This is a genomic window from Nonomuraea sp. NPDC004702 (assembly GCF_053601695.1).
The window spans coordinates 84664-103708 of record NZ_JBSGCE010000017.1 but is presented as its reverse complement, the minus strand read 5'-3'; the positions used below and the strand labels follow the sequence as shown (position 1 = coordinate 103708).

15 protein-coding genes are annotated in these 19045 nt (G+C 71.6%); 8 read left to right on the top strand and 7 right to left on the bottom strand.

Going from position 1 to position 19045, the window contains the following annotated elements:
• Positions 1-46 precede the first annotated feature (46 nt).
• From ACWEJ6_RS22485 to coaE, 3 genes are read left to right on the top strand one after another with little or no spacing between them, the layout of a single operon-like run.
• Entirely contained in the window at positions 47-619 is a 573-nt protein-coding gene (locus tag ACWEJ6_RS22485) for a dihydrofolate reductase family protein (protein WP_387666616.1), read from the top strand.
• A 25-nt stretch (positions 620-644) separates the two neighbouring features.
• Complete coding sequence (locus ACWEJ6_RS22480; protein WP_387666619.1) at positions 645-803, top strand: hypothetical protein; 159 nt, start codon at positions 645-647, stop codon at positions 801-803.
• Between the two features lie 48 nt (positions 804-851).
• Positions 852-1454: a dephospho-CoA kinase gene (gene coaE / locus ACWEJ6_RS22475; protein WP_364331190.1), complete on the top strand. Its 603-nt coding sequence runs from the start codon at positions 852-854 to the stop codon at positions 1452-1454.
• A 17-nt stretch (positions 1455-1471) separates the two neighbouring features.
• On the opposite strand, the gene ACWEJ6_RS22470 is transcribed toward coaE, so the two are convergent.
• Complete coding sequence (locus tag ACWEJ6_RS22470; RefSeq protein ID WP_452425907.1) at positions 1472-7066, bottom strand: TIR domain-containing protein; 5595 nt, start codon at positions 7064-7066, stop codon at positions 1472-1474.
• Between the two features lie 75 nt (positions 7067-7141).
• Between ACWEJ6_RS22470 and ACWEJ6_RS22465 the strand changes: the two genes are divergently transcribed.
• Positions 7142-8296 carry an SLC13 family permease gene (locus ACWEJ6_RS22465; protein WP_452425905.1) on the top strand — a complete coding sequence of 385 codons (1155 nt, stop codon included), beginning with the start codon at positions 7142-7144 and terminating at the stop codon, positions 8294-8296.
• 12 nt (positions 8297-8308) lie between these two features.
• On the opposite strand, the gene ACWEJ6_RS22460 is transcribed toward ACWEJ6_RS22465, so the two are convergent.
• Genes ACWEJ6_RS22460 through ACWEJ6_RS22450 form a run of 3 tightly spaced genes read right to left on the bottom strand, consistent with a single transcriptional unit; the run spans position 8309 to position 10817 of the window.
• Positions 8309-9088: an inositol monophosphatase family protein gene (locus ACWEJ6_RS22460; protein WP_452425903.1), complete on the bottom strand. Its 780-nt coding sequence runs from the start codon at positions 9086-9088 to the stop codon at positions 8309-8311.
• A 34-nt stretch (positions 9089-9122) separates the two neighbouring features.
• A complete protein-coding gene (locus ACWEJ6_RS22455) occupies positions 9123-9743 on the bottom strand; it encodes a hypothetical protein (protein WP_358293794.1) in 621 nt (206 codons plus the stop codon).
• Positions 9744-9752: 9 nt separating this feature from the next.
• A complete protein-coding gene (locus tag ACWEJ6_RS22450) occupies positions 9753-10817 on the bottom strand; it encodes a hypothetical protein (RefSeq protein ID WP_364331178.1) in 1065 nt (354 codons plus the stop codon).
• Positions 10818-10996: 179 nt separating this feature from the next.
• Between ACWEJ6_RS22450 and ACWEJ6_RS22445 the strand changes: the two genes are divergently transcribed.
• Positions 10997-11881 carry a PIG-L family deacetylase gene (locus ACWEJ6_RS22445; RefSeq protein ID WP_452425900.1) on the top strand — a complete coding sequence of 295 codons (885 nt, stop codon included), beginning with the start codon at positions 10997-10999 and terminating at the stop codon, positions 11879-11881.
• A 34-nt stretch (positions 11882-11915) separates the two neighbouring features.
• On the opposite strand, the gene ACWEJ6_RS22440 is transcribed toward ACWEJ6_RS22445, so the two are convergent.
• The 3 genes from ACWEJ6_RS22440 to ACWEJ6_RS22430 are packed head-to-tail and all read right to left on the bottom strand — an operon-like array spanning position 11916 to position 15554.
• Entirely contained in the window at positions 11916-12689 is a 774-nt protein-coding gene (locus tag ACWEJ6_RS22440) for a sporulation protein (protein WP_387666638.1), read from the bottom strand.
• A gap of 10 nt (positions 12690-12699) precedes the next feature.
• A complete protein-coding gene (locus tag ACWEJ6_RS22435; protein WP_387666640.1) occupies positions 12700-13941 on the bottom strand; it encodes an SPFH domain-containing protein in 1242 nt (413 codons plus the stop codon).
• The gene (locus ACWEJ6_RS22430; protein WP_358293784.1) at positions 13938-15554 is read right to left on the bottom strand and encodes an SPFH domain-containing protein; all 1617 of its coding nucleotides are present in this window, start codon (positions 15552-15554) and stop codon (positions 13938-13940) included. Before ACWEJ6_RS22430 ends, ACWEJ6_RS22435 begins: the two co-directional genes overlap by 4 nt.
• Before the next feature lie 140 nt (positions 15555-15694).
• Between ACWEJ6_RS22430 and ACWEJ6_RS22425 the strand changes: the two genes are divergently transcribed.
• The 3 genes from ACWEJ6_RS22425 (at position 15695) to ACWEJ6_RS22415 (ending at position 18880) form a co-directional block, all read left to right on the top strand.
• The gene (locus ACWEJ6_RS22425) at positions 15695-15928 is read left to right on the top strand and encodes a helix-turn-helix transcriptional regulator (protein WP_452425897.1); all 234 of its coding nucleotides are present in this window, start codon (positions 15695-15697) and stop codon (positions 15926-15928) included.
• A gap of 35 nt (positions 15929-15963) precedes the next feature.
• Positions 15964-18072, top strand: coding sequence for an excinuclease ABC subunit UvrB (gene uvrB / locus ACWEJ6_RS22420; RefSeq protein ID WP_352358255.1), 2109 nt, complete (start codon positions 15964-15966; stop codon positions 18070-18072).
• Between the two features lie 184 nt (positions 18073-18256).
• A complete protein-coding gene (locus ACWEJ6_RS22415; protein ID WP_452425894.1) occupies positions 18257-18880 on the top strand; it encodes a PepSY domain-containing protein in 624 nt (207 codons plus the stop codon).
• Positions 18881-19045: the final 165 nt, after the last annotated feature.

Here is a 19045-nt window from a genome sequence, read left to right as displayed (position 1 = left end):
TGTTCAAACCACTTCAGTCATAGTACTACAGTAGGAGTTGCTCCGAATGCGAAAGCTTGTCTACTACATCGGCGTCTCCCTCGACGGCTACATCGCCGGGCCCGGCGCCGAGTTCGACTTCTACCCCGTGTCCGCCGAGATGGCCGACTGGATCAACACCCGCTATCCCGAGACGCTGCCCACCCACGTCCGCAGGCTCGTCGGCCTTGAGGGCGTGCCCAACAAGGTGTTCGACACCCTGGTGATGGGCCGCGGCACCTTCGAGCCGGCCCTGGAGGTGCCCACCACCAGCCCGTACTCCCACCTGCGCCAGTACGTCGTCTCCAGCACGCTGACGATCGACGACCCCACGGTGCACGTGGAGAAGGGCGACCCGATCGAGCTCGTCCGGCGGCTGAAGGCCGAGGACACCGGCATGGACATCTACCTCTGCGGCGGCGGCAAGCTCGCCGGCTCCCTGCTCCCGGAGATCGACGAGATCATCCTCAAGCGCTACCCCGTGGTGGCCGGGGCGGGCATCTCCATGTTCTCCGGCCGGTTCAGCCCCACCCTGTTCACCCCGACCAGGCGCGAGTCCTTCGACAACGGCGCCCAGGTCACCTGGCTCACCCGCGCCTGACCCCCACCCCCCAAGGAGGAAATGTATGCAGATCAAACTTCCCGCCACGATCACCCAGGCCAGGTCCGACCAGCAGGCCCGCTCTCCGCACCGGCACGACCAGCCGGCGCGCGACCTCAAGCCCACGGGCCGGGCCAACCCCTCCCGCCGTCCGACCGCCGCGCCGCGCCGCGGCGGGTACTGAGCGAGCCGGCGGGATGACCGGGTACGCCGGGATGGGTAGTCTTTTCCGGTGCTGAAGATTGGGCTGACCGGCGGCATCGGCTCCGGCAAGAGCGAGGTGTCCAGGCGGCTGTCGGCCAGGGGCGCCGTCGTCATCGACGCCGACAAGATCGCGCGAGAGGTGGTCGAGCCCGGCACGGTGGGGCTGTCCCGGGTGGTGGCCGCGTTCGGGGAAGGGGTGCTGCGCCCCGACGGCTCGCTGAACCGGGAGCGGCTGGGCGCGGTGGTCTTCGCCGACCCCGACCGGCTGGCCGCGCTCAACGCGATCGTGCATCCGCTGGTGGGGGAGCGGGTGGCCGAGTTGCAGGGCCAGGCGGCCGACGACGCGATCGTGGTCTACGACGTGCCGCTGCTCGTGGAGAACAAGCTGGCCCCCATGTACGACGTGGTGATCGTGGTCGACGCGGCCGACGAGGTGCGGATCCGGCGCCTGGCCGACCACCGCGGCATGCCGGAGGCCGACGCCAAGGCCCGCATCGCCGCCCAGGCGAGCCGGGAGGACCGCCTGGCCGCCGCCGACCTGGTGATCCCCAACGAGGGCTCCCTCGACGACCTGGAGGCCCGGGTCGACGAGGTCTGGCACGAGCTCGTACGCCGCGCCGCCCGCGGATAGCAGTCACTCCCCTGCGGTCAGAAGGGCGAGTCGAGCGGCACCTGACTCACCTCCGGCAGGTACGGATCCAGCTCCCCCAGCTCGAACCGTGACATCCCGATGACGTGCCAGAACTGCCCGCCCGGCTCGCCGTGCACCTTGTACCGCCCGTCCGGCGCCAGGGCGGCCCAGCCCTCGGGCAGCCCCAGCAGCGTCGCCCGCCGCTCGCCGCCCTCCCAGAGGATCACCACGCCGTCGTCGCCGGCGCTGGCCAGCAGGTCGGACGTGGGGCTGTAGGCCACCGACCACACCCGGCGCGCGTGCCCGGTGAGGGTGTGCAGCAGCTGCCCGGTCGCGGTCTCCCACACCCGCACGGTCATGTCGTCGCCGCCGGTCGCCAGGTGGCGGCCCGTGGCGTCGAAGGCCAGGCTCCACAGCCGGCCTTCGTGCTGGGTGAGCGTGTGCGCCAGGCGCGGCTGCCAGGGCTGGCCGGGCCGCAGCTCCCACACCAGCGCGCGGCCGTCGTTGCCGGCGCTGGCCAGGTAGCGGCCGTCGGGGGAGAAGGCCACGGAGTACACCCGGTCGGTGTGGCCCTCCAGCGTCGCCACCCGGCCGCCGGAGGAGACGTGCCACAGGCGGACGAGCTTGTCGTCGCAGCCGGTGGCCACGTAGTCGCCGAGGGGGCTGAAGGCGATCGAGCGCACCCGCCCTCGGTGGTCGACCAGGTCGACGGCCATGCGGCCGGTCGGCCGGTACCAGATCTTGACGCTGTCGTCGTCGTTGGCGGTGGCCAGCATGTTGCCGTCGGGGCTGAACGCCTCGGCCCACACGTGGTCGGTCTCGGCGTGCAGCTCGCGCTCGTAGTCGCCGGTGGTGGCGTTCCAGAAGTGCACGCCGCCGTCGTTGCTGGAGGTGGCCAGCACCGGGCCGGCGGGCGAGAACAGCGCGGAGATCAGCCGGTCGGCGGTGCCGGTGAACTCCCGCAGCCGCCGCCCGGTGCGCGGCTCCCACACCCGGACGACGCCGTCGTTGCCGCTGGTGGCCAGCATCGAGCCGTCGGCGCTGAAGCGCACCGACGAGATCCGCCGGCCGTGGCCGCGCAGCACCCGCTGGCACTGCCCGGAAATCGGGTCCCACAGCCGCACGGTGCCGTCGTTGCTGCTGGTGGCCAGCTGCTGGCCGTCGGGACGGAACGCGAACGGCCAGACCGAGCTGCGATGCCCGGTCAGCTCGACGCGCTTGCCGCCGCCCACGGGCTGCAGCCGGACCGTGCCGCCGGAGTCGCCGCTGGCCAGCGTGCGGCCGTCGGGGCTGAAGGTCACCTGGTAGACGGCCGCCGTGTGGGTGGTGTGCACGCCGAGCGGCTCGCCCGACGGCTCCCACAGGCGCACGTTGCCGGACGTGTCGCCGCTGGCCAGCATCGAGCCGTCGGGGGAGAACGTCAGGCAGTAGACGCTGCCGGTGTGGCCGGTCAGCTCGTGCCGGGGGGACCAGGTGGCGGTGTCCCAGAGCCGGATCGTGCCCGCCTCGTCGCCGGTGGCCAGCAGGGTGCCGTCGGGGCTGTGCACGGCCCGGTAGACACTGCCGCGGTGGCCGTCGAGGGTCACGGCCGTCTCCCCGGTGGCCAGGTCCCAGACCCGGACGACGCCCGCGGAGTCGCCGGTCACCAGCTGCGAGCGGCCGAAGGAGGCGGTGTAGACCGGCGCCCGGTGGCCCGGCAGCTCGTGGACCAGCCGGCCGGTCGCGGTCTCCCACACCCGGACCACGCCGTCGCCGCCGCCGGCCGCCACCAGCTCGCCCGAGGCGCTGAGGCGTACCGGCCACACGCCGTCGGGATGGCCGGTCAGGGTGTGCAGGCGCCGGCCGGTGAGGGTGTCCCAGAGCTGGACCGTGCCGTCGCTCGCGCCGGTGGCCAGCAGGTCGCCGGCGAAGGTGACGGCGTAGACGCGGCCGCGGTGGCCCTGGAGGGTGCGGACCGGGGAGCCGCCCGCGCACAGCAGCACGCCGCCGTCCTCGTTGCCGATGGCGATGGTCGAGCCGTCGGGGCTGTAGGCGATGGGCTCGGGCAGGCGGGAGGTCTGGAAGTGGTAGCCGTACGGGACGCCGATGCCGGCCGGCGCGAACTCCACCTCCACCGGCTGGCCCGGCACCACCGCCGCGCCCGGCAGGTGCGGCAGCGTGCCGGTGACGTTGATCAGGGACGCCCGGTGCCAGCGGGCGCCCTCGACCGTGACGTCGCTCAGGTCGACCTGCGCCAGCCGCGCGCCCGACAGGTCGGCCCCGGTCAGGTCGGCGCCGGTCAGCCGGGCGCCGTCGAGCCGGGCGCCGGCCAGGCTCGCGTCACGCAGGACGGCCCTGGACAGGTTCGTGCCGGCCAGGGTGGCCTCCGACAGGTCGGCGCCGGTCAGGTCGACCTCCTGCAGGTCGCGCGCCGACAGGTCCTCGCCCTTGAGGTTCGCGCCGCGCAGGTCGGCCTTGGCCGGGGTGCGCAGCCTGGCCGCGATCTTGACCGCGTTCGCCATGGCCACGTCGTCGGCGGGCGGGTCGGCCACCCAGGCGCGCAACGCCCGTACGTCGGCCAGGTCGCACAGGAACTCGACGGTCAGCGCCGACAGCGGCCTGCGGGTCAGCGGGAGGGGATTGTCGAGGTTCGCAGCGATATGGCGGGCGATGAGCCATTCCATCACCGAGGCGTGGATGAACCCGAACATGCCCTCCTCGGTGCGCACGAGCAGGCTGCCCGAGCCCATCGCGTGCGCGGCGTGCGCGGGCGAGAGCTGGCCCGAGGCCAGGTCGCTCAGCGTCTCGCCGATCTCGGTCAGCTCGTCGACGCCGAGCAGCGTCTCGCCGCTGTCCCACAGGCGCAGCGCCAGCGCGGTCACCACCCGCCACAGCTCGCCGATCGACAACGCGCCGGGCGAGCCGGGCACGCGGGCCCGCCGCTCCTCGAAGGCCAGCCAGGTGCTGAGGATCTCCTCGTACAGCAGGGCCGGGCTGAGGGTGTGCTGGGCGCCGGCGACCGTGCGCAGGCGGTCGGCGTCGAGGTCGGCGATGAAGCTGAGCATGCGCGGGTTCTGGGCCAGCGCCAGCAGGTCCTTGATCTCGCCCATGAGCGACATGCGGGCGCCGGCCTCGTCGCCGTCGTCGAACCGGTTGGCCAGGTAGGAGCGGATCTGGTCGTGCGTGAAGTCCTCCACGCTGAGCACCCGCCGCTGCGGCAGCACGCCCACCATCTCGCCGAGCGAGGTCAGCACCTGGCTGTGCGACTTGAAGTGCTGCGTACGGCTGGCCACCACGATCTTGGCCTTGTCCTCGGCCGCGGCCAGCAGGGTGGCCAGGTGGTCGGCCGCCCGGTCGTAGGTCAGCCGGGTGACCAGCTCGTCGAACCCGTCGAACAGCAGCACGATGCGCCCCTGCCGGAGCAGGTAGCGGAACGCCTTGAGGTCGATGAACTCCTCGCCGTGCCCGGCCAGGTGGGCGGCGACCAGGGCGTCGACCGAGTGGGCCTTGTCCAGGGCGCGCAGCTCGATGAAGATCGGCGTCAGGTGCGGCAGCTCGGCCGGGATGCGCCTGGCCAGCTCGCGCAGCGCGAACGTCTTGCCGTGGCCGAAGTCGCCGAGCAGCAGCAGGAACCGGCCGTGGTCGGCGGCCAGCAGCCGCATCAGCTCGTCGGTGAGCCCCTGCCTGATCTGGCTGCCCGGCCGGTCGAGCTCGCGGTAGCGCTGGGGGACGTACAGGCCGGGCGGGTAGCGGCGGTCCCCGGTGAGCCGGGCGGTCTGCTCGGCGACATATCCCGACAGGTCGAGCAGGCCCTGGAACTCCAGGAAGCTGCGCACCCGCACGCCCTTGCGCATGAGGTCGTCGCGGAGCGCGCGGGAGGCCGGCGGACCCTGGTAGATCAGCTCGGCGGCCAGGTCGGCGGCGTGGGCGCGGCGGGCGAACCCGGTCGCTGCGGCCTCGGTCAGCTCGCCGACGTGCGCGCCGATCATGAGCTGCCGGACGAACCCGTCCTCGGGATGGGTGACCACCAGATGGTCGGGGAAGCGCCGGATCTTGGCCCGCTCGTGCCGGGCCTCGCAGACCTCGGTGATGCGGTCGAGCAGCAGCTCCACAGGGCTCGGCTCGCGCTCCTCGGGCTGGGGGGCGGGCGGCGGGGTGCCGGGGGTCTCGCCGGTGAACGTGGCCCGCACCGCCCGCCAGCCGTGCCGGGCGCGCGCGGGCTTGCCGGTGTCGGGCGTCCAGGTGCGCATGCCGTCGGGGGAGATCTCGATCACCTGGTGGCGGCCGGAGCGCGGGGCCGCGACCGCTGCGAAGCCCGGCCGCGGCTCGGCGGCCGGGACGCCCGCGCCGGACCCGTGGAAGAGCAGGTTGAGCCGGTGGGTGAGCAGCCGGTCGAACGTGGGCGCGTCCCGCAACGCGGCGGGCGGATGGCCGATCGCGCCCAGCCGCAGCCAGGCGCTCTCCTCGTAGGGGCGCAGCCGCTCGGCGAACCACGCGGCCTGCGCCTCGCCCAGCAGCGCGTACGCGTCGCGCTCCAGATGGCTCATCGCCATCGTCGAGTTGAGCCCGGCCACGACCACCCTCAGGTCGGGCACCTCGAACAACGTCCAGGGCTGGCCGCCGTCGAACACCCGGTCGTCGAGCCCTTGGTACACCTCGCGGAACAGCCCGGCGAAATGCCGCCACTTGGGCCAGTAGGGGGGCTGCGGGCTCACGTCGTCGGCCTCGCAGGTCATGAAGTACGCGCTGGCCGCGGCCTTGGTGACGTCGCGCGGGCCGGGCAGCAGCACCAGCCGGTGGGGCTCCAGCCCGATCAGCAGCCGCATGTCGGTGACGAACTGGGTGGCCTGCGCGAACTGCCCCAGGCTGCCGGACTCGGTCAGGTCGCCGCTGACCACCATGAGGTCGGGACGCGGCATGCCCCGGTCGTACATGGCCGTCAGGTCGGCCCAGATGCGGGCCTGCATGTCCTCCGGCGTGAACGGCTCGCCGGGATCGGGCAGCGCCCGCCCGAACCTCGGCCCGCCGATGTGCAGGACGTTGACCGACTCGCGCCCGCGGTCGTCGCCGCCCGAGGGCGGGAACTTGGGGGCCGTCACCGGGGTGCGGCGGGCCCTGGCCAGGTCGGTCGTCGGGGGCAGCGTCGGGACGGCCGGAGGCGGCACGACCCGGCCGGAGGGGAAGGCGGGGGCGGCCGCCGGCTTGGCCCGCCCGGCCAGCGCCTCGCCGACCCGGCCCAGCAGCAGCGCCCTGGCCTGCCCGGAGTCGGTGACGCCGAGCAGGTCGACCCAGGTGATCGTGGACAGCAGGCCCTCCAGCTGCACGTCCTCCAGCCGGATCGTGACGAGCTTGTTGGAGGGGTTGTCGGGGTCGGCGCGCATGGCCGCCTGCCACTCCATGCGCCCGTAGCGCGAGGTGAGGTAGTTGCGCGAGAGCACGGCCACGACGAGCTGCGCCTCGCTGACCCCGCGGTCCATGAAGTCGATGAAGTTGGTGCCGGGCACGAAGTCCCAGGCTTGGATCATGGTCCGGTAGCCGGCCGCCTCCAGCTCCCAGGCGATCCAGGTCGCCCAGGCGGTGTCGGCCGGGGAGTAGCTGACGAAGATCTCGGTCGGCCTGCCGTCACGTGCCATCTGCTCAGTATCCACCGAGGAATCGGTGATTTGGAGTCAGTGTGCGATCATCGTCGGGTGTGGCGGCGTCTGGCTGTGCTCGATCTGATCCGGATCGGGCTGCTTGCTCTCGGTCTGGTCTTCGTGGCGACCGGTCTGCTGCCGTGGCGCGACGCCGTCGAGAGCCTGGAGACGATCGGGCCGCTGCTGATCTTCCTGGTCGCCATCATCGTGCTGGCCGAGCTGACCAAGGAAGCGCAGGTCTTCGACGCCATCGCGGCCAGGATGGCGGTGCTCGGCTGCGGTAACTATGCCGCACTTTTCTTTCTTTGTACGGCTTTCGCGTCATTTGTCACGATTTTTCTGAACCTTGACACCACCGCCGTCCTGCTCACCCCCGTCATGCTCGCCCTGGCGCCGCGGGCCCGCATCGCCGCCCTGCCGCTGGCGATGACCACCATCTGGCTGGCCAACACCGCGAGCCTGCTGCTGCCGGTCTCCAACCTGACCAACCTGCTCAGCGTGGACAAGCTCGGCCTCGACGCCCAGGGCTTCGCCGCCCGCATGTGGGCCCCGCAGATCGCCTCGATCGCGGTGACGATGGTGTTCCTGTGGGTGTTCTTCTGGCGCCGGGGCGAGCGCCGCGACCTGCGCTACACGCCGCCGGTGCTGGAGCCGGTGGCCGACCGCGTGCTGTTCGGCGCGGCCTCGGCCGGCTGCCTGCTGTTCATCGCCCTGCTGCTGCTCAAGGCGCACGTCGCCGTCGCCGCCACCGCCGCGGCCGTGCTGGTGGTGGCCGCCTTCCTGCTGCGCGACCGGCCCAAGCTGACCTGGAGCCTGCTGCCCTGGCAGCTCGTCATCTTCGTGACCGGGCTGTTCCTGGTGGTGCCCACGCTCAGCGCCCACGGGCTCGACGCGCTGATGACGTGGATGATCGGCACGGAGGGCGACCCGTACCGGACGGCCGCGGTGGGCGCGGGCCTGTCCAACGCGATCAACAACCTGCCCGCTTACAAGGCTGTCGAGGCGGTCATCCCGGCCGCCGACCAGGACCGCCTGCTGGCCCTGCTCGTCGGCACGAACGTGGGCACGGTGATCACCCCGTGGGCCTCGCTGGCCACGCTCCTGTGGTTCGAGTCGTGCCGCCGCCACGGCGTCGCGGTGCCGCTGCGCCGCTTCCTGCTCACCGGCGCCGGCCTGGCCGTCACCGGGCTGCTGGCCACGGTCTGGGCCCTGGTCACGTTCGGCTGAGCGCCGGAGGCGTCAGCCGGGCAGCAGCGACATCAGCCCGGGCAGCGCGCGCGGGTGGGCGGCCACGAAGCTGCGGTCCTCGGCCGTGCCGTCGATGCTCTCCTCGAACGGGCCGCCGTCGAGCGCCCTGATCTCGATCCCGGCCTCCTGGGCCAGCAGCGCGCCGGCCGGCAGGTCGACCGCCTCGGCGCGGTAGCCGACGATGCCGTCGATGTCGCCGCGGGCCAGCATCGCCCACGACAGCAGCGGCGCCCACAGTTGCAGCACCCGCCGGGCGCCCGCCTCCAGCGCCGCCTTCAACGCCAGCACGGTGGCGTCGCCCCTGCTCACGCCGTACCCCTGGGTCCAGGCCAGCAGCGGGCCGTGCGGGCTGGCCGTGTACGGCGGCGCCAGCCGCGCCCCCGTGGACGCCACGGCCCCGCGCCCCCGGATCGCCGACCAGGTCTGGGCCGTCACCGGGTCGTGCACCACGCCCAGCACCGGCCGCCCGCCCCGGCACAACGCCACCCCCACGACGTACGTGGGCAGCCCGATGGCCACGTTGTTGGTGCCGTCGAGCGGGTCGACCAGCCACGTCCACTCGCCGCCCGCCGCGCCGATCAGCCCGGACTCCTCGGCCACGATCGTGTGCGACGGGAAGGCCGTCAGGATGCGCTCGACCAGCAGCTTCTCCGAGGCCAGGTCGAGATCGGTGACGACGTCGCCGGCCTCGCCCTTGGCCCGGATGCCGACGGCCCCACGCGTGCCCGCCGCGAGCAGCGCCCCGGCGGCCTGGGCGGCCTCGACGGCCACAGAGCGAGCGTGATCCAGGTCCATCGGGCACCCCTCAGGTCAGGTGGGCGGTGATCAGCCGGACGGCCAGCGCCGTCTCCTCGGCGTTCAGCGGTTCCCGGGGAACGTGGTGGCCGCCCGCCCCGAGCGGGCCGAGCGACAGGTCGCGGCTGCCGGGCCGGCCGCGCCCGAGCGCGATCGTGGCCGCCTCGCCGCCCTCCGGCACCACGCTGCTGTGGAAGCGGTCGGCCGGCAGGGTGTAGGTGTCGCCGGGGCCGAACAGCTCCACCAGCCCGGTCGCGTGCCGCACGGTGCGGCGGGTGGGCGAGATGCGGTCGCCGTCGGCGCCGCTGACCACCTCGAACACCCGGTGCGTGGCGTCGGGCCCCGCGTCGGTGACCACCGCGTGCACGTTGCGCACCTGGCCGTAGAGCACGTGGCTGACCAGGTCCCAGCTGTGGCAGTGGATCTGCGAGGTGGTGCTCTCGGCGTGCTGGAGCGAGTCGGACCACAGGTGGAGGCATACCCCCTCGCCGCCCTCACGCTCCAGCGGCAGGCAGACGAAGCCGAGCGGATGGCGTACGGCCCTGGGGCGCGCGGTTTCCCGCAGCACGCCGAGCGCCCACGACCTGGCCTGTCCGTCGCGGACCCGCTGGAAGACCGACCGGTAGCTCATGAGTCGCACTCACGTTCCGTCTCGTCGGAGGGCCGCAGGACGCGCCTCGCCGTAGGGATCGACGGCGCGCAGGGCCTTGCGCGCGATGTCCACGACGTCGCGGCCGTCGTAGGCCTTGGGAAGAGGCACCCCGATGCGACCGAACAGGTCCTGGACCTCCTCGATCGTGGGCTCGTCGCCGAGCGGCGCCTTCTTGTACATGTCCATCGGCACCCGCCGCGCCTGCTCGAAGCTGAGCCGCAGCTCGGTGTCGCAGTTCTCGTAGTAGAACGTGCCGGCCAGCGCGGTCATGGCGCGGTTGGGGTCCTCCACCGTCATGATCAGCCGGGTGGCCGACAGGTCCCAGCGGAACGTCGTCATCGACGACGACAGACCGACCTCGATGTCGAGCAGGCCGTAACGCTGGCGGTACCAGAAGGCGGCCAGGATCGTCGCGTACGACTCCTTCCTGACCCGGTCGGTGGTCCACGTCTCGCCGGTCGCGTCGGGGGAGTCCGACAGGGAGCGCCGGTAGTGGGCGTACGTCTCGCACACCTCGACGTTGGACGGGTCGATCACCTCGACCCGCACCACGAGGTGCCGTTTGTCCCGTCGGGCGGCGGCCACGCACTCGGGCAGGGTGACCGCGCGCAGGTAGGTGCCGGTGCCGCCCTTGAAGCTCCACCGGGTGGTGTCCTTGCGCGCCTCGGCGTGCATCTGGGCGATCTCCTGCTTGCTGCCCAGCACCCTGACCAGCTGCAGCGCGTCGAGGGCCTTGCGGGTGCCGTGGACGAGCGTCTCGATCTCCTCCAGCCGCGACAGCCGGACGGGGAGTTGGGCCAGCGCGCCGGAGGTGATGGTCTCCTCGACCGGGGCCTGACGGGCGCGGTCGCGCAGCAGGGCGGTGGCCACCAGCGCCATGATCACCAGCGTCGCGGCGTTGACGAGCTGGGTCTGCACATCGGTCGGCACCACCGTGTCGGGCATGATGCCGAGCACGCCGATCACGATGGCCAGTAACAGCGCGATGGCGCCGTCGGCGTTCTGGGCCGCCCATGGGGCGACCCGCTTCAGCGCCGCCATGAACCGTGCCATCGTTCGCCCACCCGTCCGACGATCAGTCAATCCCTAGGTCATCGTAACGACCGCCGGCATGCGACTTCCAGCGCACGGGAAGGAGGTATCTCCTACCCGGGAATGACATGACATCTCCCCCTGGCAGCTCAGGACCGGGACCTGACCAGGCTCGATACTGGAAGCGCACGGGGGTGGGGATGAAGGGGATCAGGATGTTCTCGGCGGCCGCGCTGGCGCTGGTGCTGGTGGCCGTGCTGGCGTGCCCGGCCCCGCCCGCGGCGGCGTGGGCGGAGGTCCACCGGCCGTCGTCGTCGGAGCGGTTCCTGCAGGTCGTGGCGCATCCGGACGACGACCTGCTGTTCATGAGCCCCGACCTGTACGGCGCCGTCCAGTGGCACCGCCCGACGGTGACCGTCTACCTGACCGCGGGCGAGGGCCAGGCCGGCTGGGACGACGACCGCGACCCCGTCGCCTACACCCGCGACCGCGCGCGGGGCCTGCGGGCCGCGTACGCCTTCCTGGCCGGCGCGCCCGACGTCTGGCGGGTCACCACGATCACGGCGGGCGGCTTCCCCGTCCGCCTGGAGGAGCTGGCCGACAGGCCGGCGGTCAGGCTCGCCTTCGTCGGGCTGCCGGACGGCGGCGACCCGCGCGCCGACGGCGGCCGCGACGCGCTGACCAGGCTGTGGCAGGACCGCTCCTGCGTGCGCCGGTTCGGCGCCGGCCCCGAGAGGCGCTGCGTCGGCCGGCGGGACGTGGTCGGCGTGCTGCGCGCGCTCTACGCCCGCTTCCGGCCGACGGTGCTGCGCACGCTCGACCCCGAGCCGCCCACCGGCCGGGGGTTGTGCGACCACCCCGACCACGTCGCCTCGGCCCGCTTCGCGCTGGCCGCGGCGAGCGGGCTGGGGCTGCGGGCGGTCTCCTACCGTGGCTACCCGATGACCGGCTGGGCCCCCAACGTCGCGGGGGCGCTGCGCGAGCTCAAGCGCCAGGTCTTCGGCGTCTACCTGGGCCACGACTACCGCGTCGGGCACACCTGGCGCTACCGGGCCTGGACCGAGCGCATGTACCGGGTCCCCTGAGCCGGGACGCCGCCCGGCTCAGGGGAGCGCCCGGCTAGAACCAGCCGCGGCGGCGGGCCATCTGCTCCAGGCCGTGCTGCAACGCCTGGTCGGCCGCGCCGGGGTGGTCGTCGTAGCGCACGGTGAAGCGGTTGTAGGTGTCGTGGCTGGAGGTCAGGAAGCCGCCGCGCTTGTCGGCCTCCAGGATGACGTCCATCTGCCGCGGACCGGCGATGAACGTCAGCTCCAGCTCGTTGAAGTGCCGCCGCCACTGGCCGCCCGCGTAGTACTCGATCTCCTGGAAGAACGGCATCGTCGAGCCGTACAGCGTGCCGCGCTCCAGGTCGGCCTTCTTGAAGCCGAAGCCCAGCCGGTCGAGGGCGGCGATGACGTGCTCCTGGGCCGGCAGCGGGCTGACGAACAGCGGGTCGAGGTCGCCCTTGTCGATCGCGCCCGCCAGCGCCAGCTCCGTCTGGACGCCGAGCCGCATGCCGTGCAGCGGGTGGCCGCCGATCGCGCTGATCGGCGTCTCCCACGGCACCATGATCTCGAACGGCTGCTGGTGCTGGGCGCCCGAGGCGAGCTGGAACGTCCCGGCCACCTGCTGGCGCAGGAAGCTGTAGGTCGTCTTGTACTCGTTGTCGCCGCTCTCGACCTCCACCACGGCGGTCAGGTCGAGGTAGATGCCCTCGACCTTGTAGTCGGAGCCGCCGCCGCGGAAGTGCACGACGCCGCGCAGCGGCTCTCCGGGACGCACGGTCGCGTCGGTCAGCACCGTGTCGACCTCGACGCCCGCGCCGAAGGCGGCCATCAACTTGCGGAACACCATGGGGTCTCTCCTATGCGGTGGGGGTCTGGCCGTTGGCGGCGAGGTGTCCCGTGCCCGAGATGCGGGGGAGCAGCTGGGCCAGGACGAGGGTGGACAGCGCCGAGTCGGCCTGGCCCTGCTGGGTCCGTACGACCAGCGGCTGGGGGGCGTTCTCGGCGAGCTTGGCGCCCACGTCCAGGCGCCGGCGGGCCAGCTCGTACTGCAGCACGGCCCGGTTGTCGCGGTACGACTCGGCCAGCCTGCGCAGGGCCTTGGCCTCGTTCTCGGCGGCGGTCAGGTCGGCCCTGCCGCGCGCCTCGATCTCCCACGTCACGCGCTGGGCCTCGGTCTCCTGCTCCTCCAGCATGCGCGCCACGTTCTTGCGCGCGGTGTTGTGGGCGGCCTTGACCTCGACCACGCGGGCGTCGCGGGTCTTCTTGGAGCGCTCGATCTCCATGAGCAGCGTGTCGATGCGGCGCTTGCGGGTCAGCTCCCACTCACGCTCGTAGGCCGACAGCTCCTTGGCGACCTTCTCCCGGGTGGCCAGGTGCTGCTGGTACTGGTCGGGGAGCTGGACGTCGGGGATGTTGGCGCCGGTGACGCGCACGCCGTACCGGCCGAGCTGGCGGTTGAGCGCCTCCTGCATGTCCCCGACGTCGGAGCCGCGCAGGTCGTAGGCGCGCTCGGTGTTGACCCGCCGGCTGCGCTGCCTGATCGCGTCCTGCACGGCGCTGGAGAGCACGAGGTCGAAGTTGCCCGCGCCGATCGTCCGGACGAACGCCACCGGGTCCACGATGCGGAACTTCAGGAAGAACTCGATCGACTTCAGCGGCACGTTCTCGGCCGTCGGGCAGGCCACGATCGGCGCCGAGTACGGGATCTCGGTGGAGGTGTCCACGACCGCGTCCACCCGGTCCCACGGCAGCCACAGGTAGTGGCGGCCCGGCGGGAGCGTGCCGGTGATCGCGCCCCAGCGGCTGCGCACGCCGGTGGTGCCCTCCTCGATCTCGATGATCGCCTGGCGCCAGATCGTGACCAGCGCCACGACCAGGAAGAACAGCGAGGCCAGCGCGGCGGGCAGGGTGAGGTCGGTGAGCGCGGCCATCCCGGCGAAGTACAGGGCCAGCAGGACGAGCGCCACCCAGGCGAAGCCGCGCCGGTCCTTGGGGATCACCACCGGCACGAGCTGGCCCTGCTCGCCGCCGCGCAGCAGCTGGCGGATGTCGGACCAGGAGGCCAGCGACTCCTTGATCTTCGAGAACTCGCGGGTCATCGGACCTCACCCTCGCTCAGGCGGCCGGGCAGCAGGCGCTCGACCGTGCTTTCCAGGTCGTGGTCGGGCTCAGGCGTCGCCTGCGGCTCGCTCACGTCGGCGGCGGCCTTCTTCAGCAGGGCCGCGATCTCGTCCTCGCGGCTGCTGACGCGGGCGGCGATCTCGCCGAGCCGGCCGCGGATGGCGGCCATGTCCTCGGCGGAGAACAGCGCCGCGCCCTTGCCGCCCACGAGCTGCTGGGCCAGGGCCAGGAAGTCGATGTCGGTCTGCTCGCCCACCTGCACCACCTGCGGCAGCCGGGTGGCCACCGACTCCAGCTTGGTCAGCAGGTCCTGCTGGAAGCGGTAGTCGAGGATCTCGGGGGCCTCGGCGGCCGACAGCGCCCGGATGTCCAGGGCCTGGGCCTCCAGGAGCGCGGCGTTGGCGTTGGCCGTGGACTCGGCCTCGACCAGACGCTGCCTGGCCTGCGCGGTGGCCTGGTGGCTGGCGCGTTCGAGCGCGGTGTCCATGCGGGCCTGGTAGCCGGCGATCTCGGCCTGGATGGCGCTGAGCGTCTCCTGGAGCCCCGCCAGCTCCTTGACCAGGTCGCCCTCGTTCTGCTCCTTGCGGAGCTGGAGCTCGTACTCGTAGGTGTAGGCCTCCTTGGCCACCCGGACCATCTCCGGGGCGGCCAGGTCCATGCGGTACTCCTGGCTGGACGGCTCGGCGTGGGTGATGTTCACGTCGGTGAGCCGTACGGCGGGCAGGAACTGCTGGTTCAGGTTCTCCAGCATGCCGAGGGTGCTCTCGCCCACCAGGTCGTAGATGTCCTCGGCCCGCTGGGCGTAGATCAGCGAGCGGGTGACCTCGCTGATGGCGTTCTGCAGCTTGGACTGGAAGCCGCTGACCGAGCCGAGCACGAAGATGAACTCGGCCGGGTTCTCGATCCTGAACTGCAGGAACAGGTCGACGCTGGCCTTGACGCCCTGCTGGGTCGGCGCCTCCCTGATGGGGGCGTTGAACGGGTACTCGCGGGTGGTGTTGACGATGTAGCTGACCCGCTTCCATGGGTTGAACAGCGTCACCCGGCCCGGGTCGGCGATGTGCACCAGCTTGCCGAACTTGGTGATCAGCGCCTTGCAGCCCTCGGGGACCATCACCACGCTCCGGCGCCACCACAGGAACGCGGCGGCCAGCACCAGCACCACCCAGTAGTGCGGGCCGAAGAAGATGTCCGACCCCGGCACGATGCCGCCGAGCGCGCCGATCAGGCCCAGGACCACCAGCACCGTCAGCGGGATGACCACCTTGGCCGTGCTGCCCTTGGGGATCACCACCGGTGAGATGACGTGCATGCCGTTCTCGGCGAAGCTGCGGTTGACGATCTCGCCGGCCTCGTTCAGCGAGGCGGACCTGGCCTCGATCAGCGTGCCGACGGAGGCGCCGCCGTCGCGGGCGGCGGCGAAGTCGTGCGGGTTGAGCGCGAAGCCGGGGGCCTGGCCGGTGAGCTGGCCGGCCTGGTCGGCGACCTGTCCGATCGCCTGGCTCATCGCCTGCCGTACGTCACCTCCTTGAGCGACCGCTTGGGCTATGCCCTGACCTGCCTGGATCAGTGCCTCTCGGGGTCGTGACATCGAACCTTCCTTTTCCGCTACAGGCGAATCCGACCGTATCGGGTATGACTTGCTGTTCGCTTGCAATGTGTCGTCATATGACTGTTACGTCCCATAGCAGGGGTGTTATGGATGGAGCAGGTCTGCTACCTGGAGGGTTGATGAGCGAGACCGTCCACAACCGCATCGCGCTGCTGCGCGCCGAGCGGGGGGTGAGCCGCAGGCAGCTCGCGCAGGCGCTGGGGGTGCACTACCAGACCGTGGGATACCTGGAGCGGGGCGAATACAGCCCGAGTCTTCACCTGGCGTTGCGCATTGCCGGATACTTCGAGGTGCCGGTCGAGGTGGTGTTCTCCACCACGCCGTTCCCCCGGATCGGGCAGCCCATGGCCTGACGGTTTCTGTCGGTGGCGCCGCCTACAGTGGCAGCATGCGTCCGGTCACAGATTTGCAGCGGAAGGTGGCGCCTTTCGAGGTCGTCACCGAGATGACTCCATCCGGCGACCAGCCGACGGCCATCGCCGAGCTGGAGCGCCGCGTCCGGGCCGGGGAGAAGGACAGCGTCCTGCTCGGCGCCACGGGCACCGGCAAGACGGCCACGATCGCCTGGCTGATCGAGCGGCTGCAGCGGCCCGCGCTGGTCATGCAGCCCAACAAGACGCTCGCCGCCCAGTTCGCCAACGAGCTGCGCGAGATGCTGCCCAACAACGCGGTCGAGTATTTCGTCTCCTATTACGACTACTACCAGCCCGAGGCGTACGTGCCGCAGAGCGACACGTACATCGAGAAGGACTCCTCGATCAACGACGAGGTCGAGCGGCTGCGCCACTCGGCCACCAACTCGCTGCTCACCCGCCGCGACACCATCGTGGTCGCCTCCGTCTCGTGCATCTACGGCCTGGGCACCCCGCAGGAGTACGTCGACCGCATGGCCAGGCTCCGCGTCGGCATGGAGGTCGACCGCGACCAGCTCCTGCGCCGCCTGGTCGACATGCAGTACACGCGCAACGACCTGGCCTTCACCCGGGGCACGTTCCGGGTGCGCGGCGACACGATCGAGATCATCCCGAAGTACGAAGAGCTGGCCGTGCGCATCGAGATGTTCGGCGACGAGATCGAGAAGCTCGCCACCATGCATCCGCTGACCGGCGAGGTCATCACTGAGGACGAAGAGCTCTACATCTTCCCCGCCTCCCACTACATCGCCGGCGAGGAGCGCATGGCGGCGGCAGTGGCCGGCATCGAGGCCGAGCTGGCCGCGCGCCTGTCGGAGCTGGAGCGGCAGGGCAAGCTGCTGGAGGCCCAGCGGCTGCGCATGCGCACCACCTACGACATCGAGATGATGCGCCAGATCGGCACCTGCTCCGGCATCGAGAACTACTCCCGTCACCTCGACGGCCGCGCCGCCGGCACCGCGCCCAACACGCTGCTCGACTACTTCCCCGAAGACTTCCTGCTGGTCCTCGACGAGTCCCACCAGACCGTGCCGCAGATCGGCGCGATGTACGAGGGCGACGCCTCGCGCAAGCGCACGCTGGTCGACCACGGGTTCCGGCTGCCGTCCGCGCTGGACAACCGGCCGCTGAAGTGGGAGGAGTTCCTGGAGCGCATCGGGCAGTCGGTCTACCTGTCGGCCACGCCCGGGCCGTACGAGCTGGGGCGGGTCAAGGGCGACGTCGTCGAGCAGGTCATCCGGCCCACCGGCCTGGTCGACCCCGAGATCGTCGTCAAGCCCACCAAGGGGCAGATCGACGACCTGGTCCACGAGATCCGCGAGCGCGCCGAGCGCGACGAGCGCGTCCTGGTCACCACGCTGACCAAGAAGATGTCCGAAGACTTGACCGACTATCTCCTGGAGCTCGGCATCCGGGTGCGCTACCTGCACAGCGAGGTCGACACGCTGCGCCGCATCGAGCTGCTGCGCGAGCTGCGCATCGGCGAGTTCGACGTGCTGGTCGGCATCAACCTGCTGCGCGAGGGTCTCGACCTGCCCGAGGTGTCGCTGGTGGCCATCCTCGACGCCGACAAGGAGGGCTTCCTGCGCTCGGAGACCTCCCTGATCCAGACCATCGGCCGCGCCGCCCGTAACGTGTCCGGCCAGGTCCACATGTACGCCGACAAGATCACGCCGTCGATGGAGCGGGCCATCGACGAGACCAACCGGCGCCGGGCCAAGCAGATGGCCTACAACGAGGCCAACGGCATCGACCCGCAGCCGCTGCGCAAGAAGATCGCCGACATCCTCGACTCCCTCCAGCGCGAGGACGCCGACACCGACAAGCTGCTCGGCGGCGGCCGTCAGCAGTCGCGCGGCAAGGCCCCGGTGCCCGGCTTCGCCGCCCGCCAGGCGGGCCAGCACGCCAAGGCCATCGCGGGCGAGATGCCGCGGGCGCAGATGGAGTCGCTGATCGAGTCGCTGACCGAGCAGATGCACCAGTCGGCCGCCGACCTTCAGTTCGAGGTGGCCGCCCGGCTGCGCGACGAGATCAAGGAGCTCAAGCGCGAGCTGCGCGACATGCGCGAAGCAGGCGTCAAGTAGGGGCCGGCGACATGCGCGAAACGGTCGTCCAGTAGGGGCCGACAGCATGCGTGAAGCGGTCGTCCAGTAGGGGCCGGCGGGCCGGCGGCGGGTCCCCGCGTGGCGCGCCCTCGCCGGCCCCGGCCGTGGCTCAGGGTTCTGACCTGCGGGAATGAAGGCGGGTTCCTGGGGCAGCGGTCCAGGTATGAACAAGTCGATCATCGGGGCACTGGTCGGTGCGGCGCTGCTCGCAGCCGGCTGCGGCGCCGTACGGGAAGTCGGCCAGTTCGCCGTCGAGCCCACGCCGGGCCCCACCATGGGAAGCCCGTCTCCGTCGATGGAAAGCCCGCCCGAAACGGGGACCATGTCCCCCTCGCCGGGCACCACGTCCATGAAGCCAGGAGCCGGAGAGCTCAAGGACGCCGCCAAGGTCGCGATGGCGGCGGTGCCCGGATCCAAGGTCGTCTCCGTCGAGAGCGAGGAGAACGGCATGGTCTGGGAGGTCAAGGTCGTCGGCTCCGACGGCACGGAACACCAGGTCGACGTGAAGTCCGGCAAGGTCGTCAAGGGGCCGACCGCCGAGCAGATGGACGAGCAGGAGAAGGCCAAGATGCACACCCGCATCACCGAGGCCAAGCTCGACTACGCCCAGGCCGCCGACAAGGTCGCCGCGGCCGTACCGGAGGGAAGCGTCACCAAGCTGAAGCTCGACACCGAGAACGGCAAGACCGTCTGGAAGTCGGACGTGATGACCCCGGACGGGACCAAGCACGAGGTGATGGTCGACGCCGCCACCGGTGAGGTCACCAAGAAGAACGAAACCAGCTGACCCGCGGGGGAAGCAGGCCACCTCCGGCCATCGGCGGAGGTGGCCGTCCCGGGCCGCAAGGGGGTGCCGCACGGCTCTGGACACCTGCCGAGGAAAGTGGAGCCGGGAGGGGTGCTCTACGGGCTGTAGAGTAAGGTCTTGATCGTGTTTTCGGCCGCCCCGCGG

Excerpts from the sequence above, each read along its gene's own strand:
- ACWEJ6_RS22485 (WP_387666616.1), top strand. The coding sequence starts at position 47 with ATGCGAAAGCTTGTCTACTACATCGGCGTCTCCCTCGACGGCTACATC.
- ACWEJ6_RS22480 (WP_387666619.1), top strand. The coding sequence starts at position 645 with ATGCAGATCAAACTTCCCGCCACGATCACCCAGGCCAGGTCCGACCAG.
- ACWEJ6_RS22470 (WP_452425907.1), bottom strand. The coding sequence starts at position 7,066 with ATGGCACGTGACGGCAGGCCGACCGAGATCTTCGTCAGCTACTCCCCG.
- ACWEJ6_RS22455 (WP_358293794.1), bottom strand. The coding sequence starts at position 9,743 with ATGAGCTACCGGTCGGTCTTCCAGCGGGTCCGCGACGGACAGGCCAGG.
- ACWEJ6_RS22450 (WP_364331178.1), bottom strand. The coding sequence starts at position 10,817 with ATGGCACGGTTCATGGCGGCGCTGAAGCGGGTCGCCCCATGGGCGGCC.
- ACWEJ6_RS22445 (WP_452425900.1), top strand. The coding sequence starts at position 10,997 with ATGAAGGGGATCAGGATGTTCTCGGCGGCCGCGCTGGCGCTGGTGCTG.
- ACWEJ6_RS22440 (WP_387666638.1), bottom strand. The coding sequence starts at position 12,689 with ATGGTGTTCCGCAAGTTGATGGCCGCCTTCGGCGCGGGCGTCGAGGTC.
- ACWEJ6_RS22435 (WP_387666640.1), bottom strand. The coding sequence starts at position 13,941 with ATGACCCGCGAGTTCTCGAAGATCAAGGAGTCGCTGGCCTCCTGGTCC.
- ACWEJ6_RS22430 (WP_358293784.1), bottom strand. The coding sequence starts at position 15,554 with ATGTCACGACCCCGAGAGGCACTGATCCAGGCAGGTCAGGGCATAGCC.
- ACWEJ6_RS22425 (WP_452425897.1), top strand. The coding sequence starts at position 15,695 with ATGAGCGAGACCGTCCACAACCGCATCGCGCTGCTGCGCGCCGAGCGG.
- uvrB (WP_352358255.1), top strand. The coding sequence starts at position 15,964 with ATGCGTCCGGTCACAGATTTGCAGCGGAAGGTGGCGCCTTTCGAGGTC.
- ACWEJ6_RS22415 (WP_452425894.1), top strand. The coding sequence starts at position 18,257 with ATGAACAAGTCGATCATCGGGGCACTGGTCGGTGCGGCGCTGCTCGCA.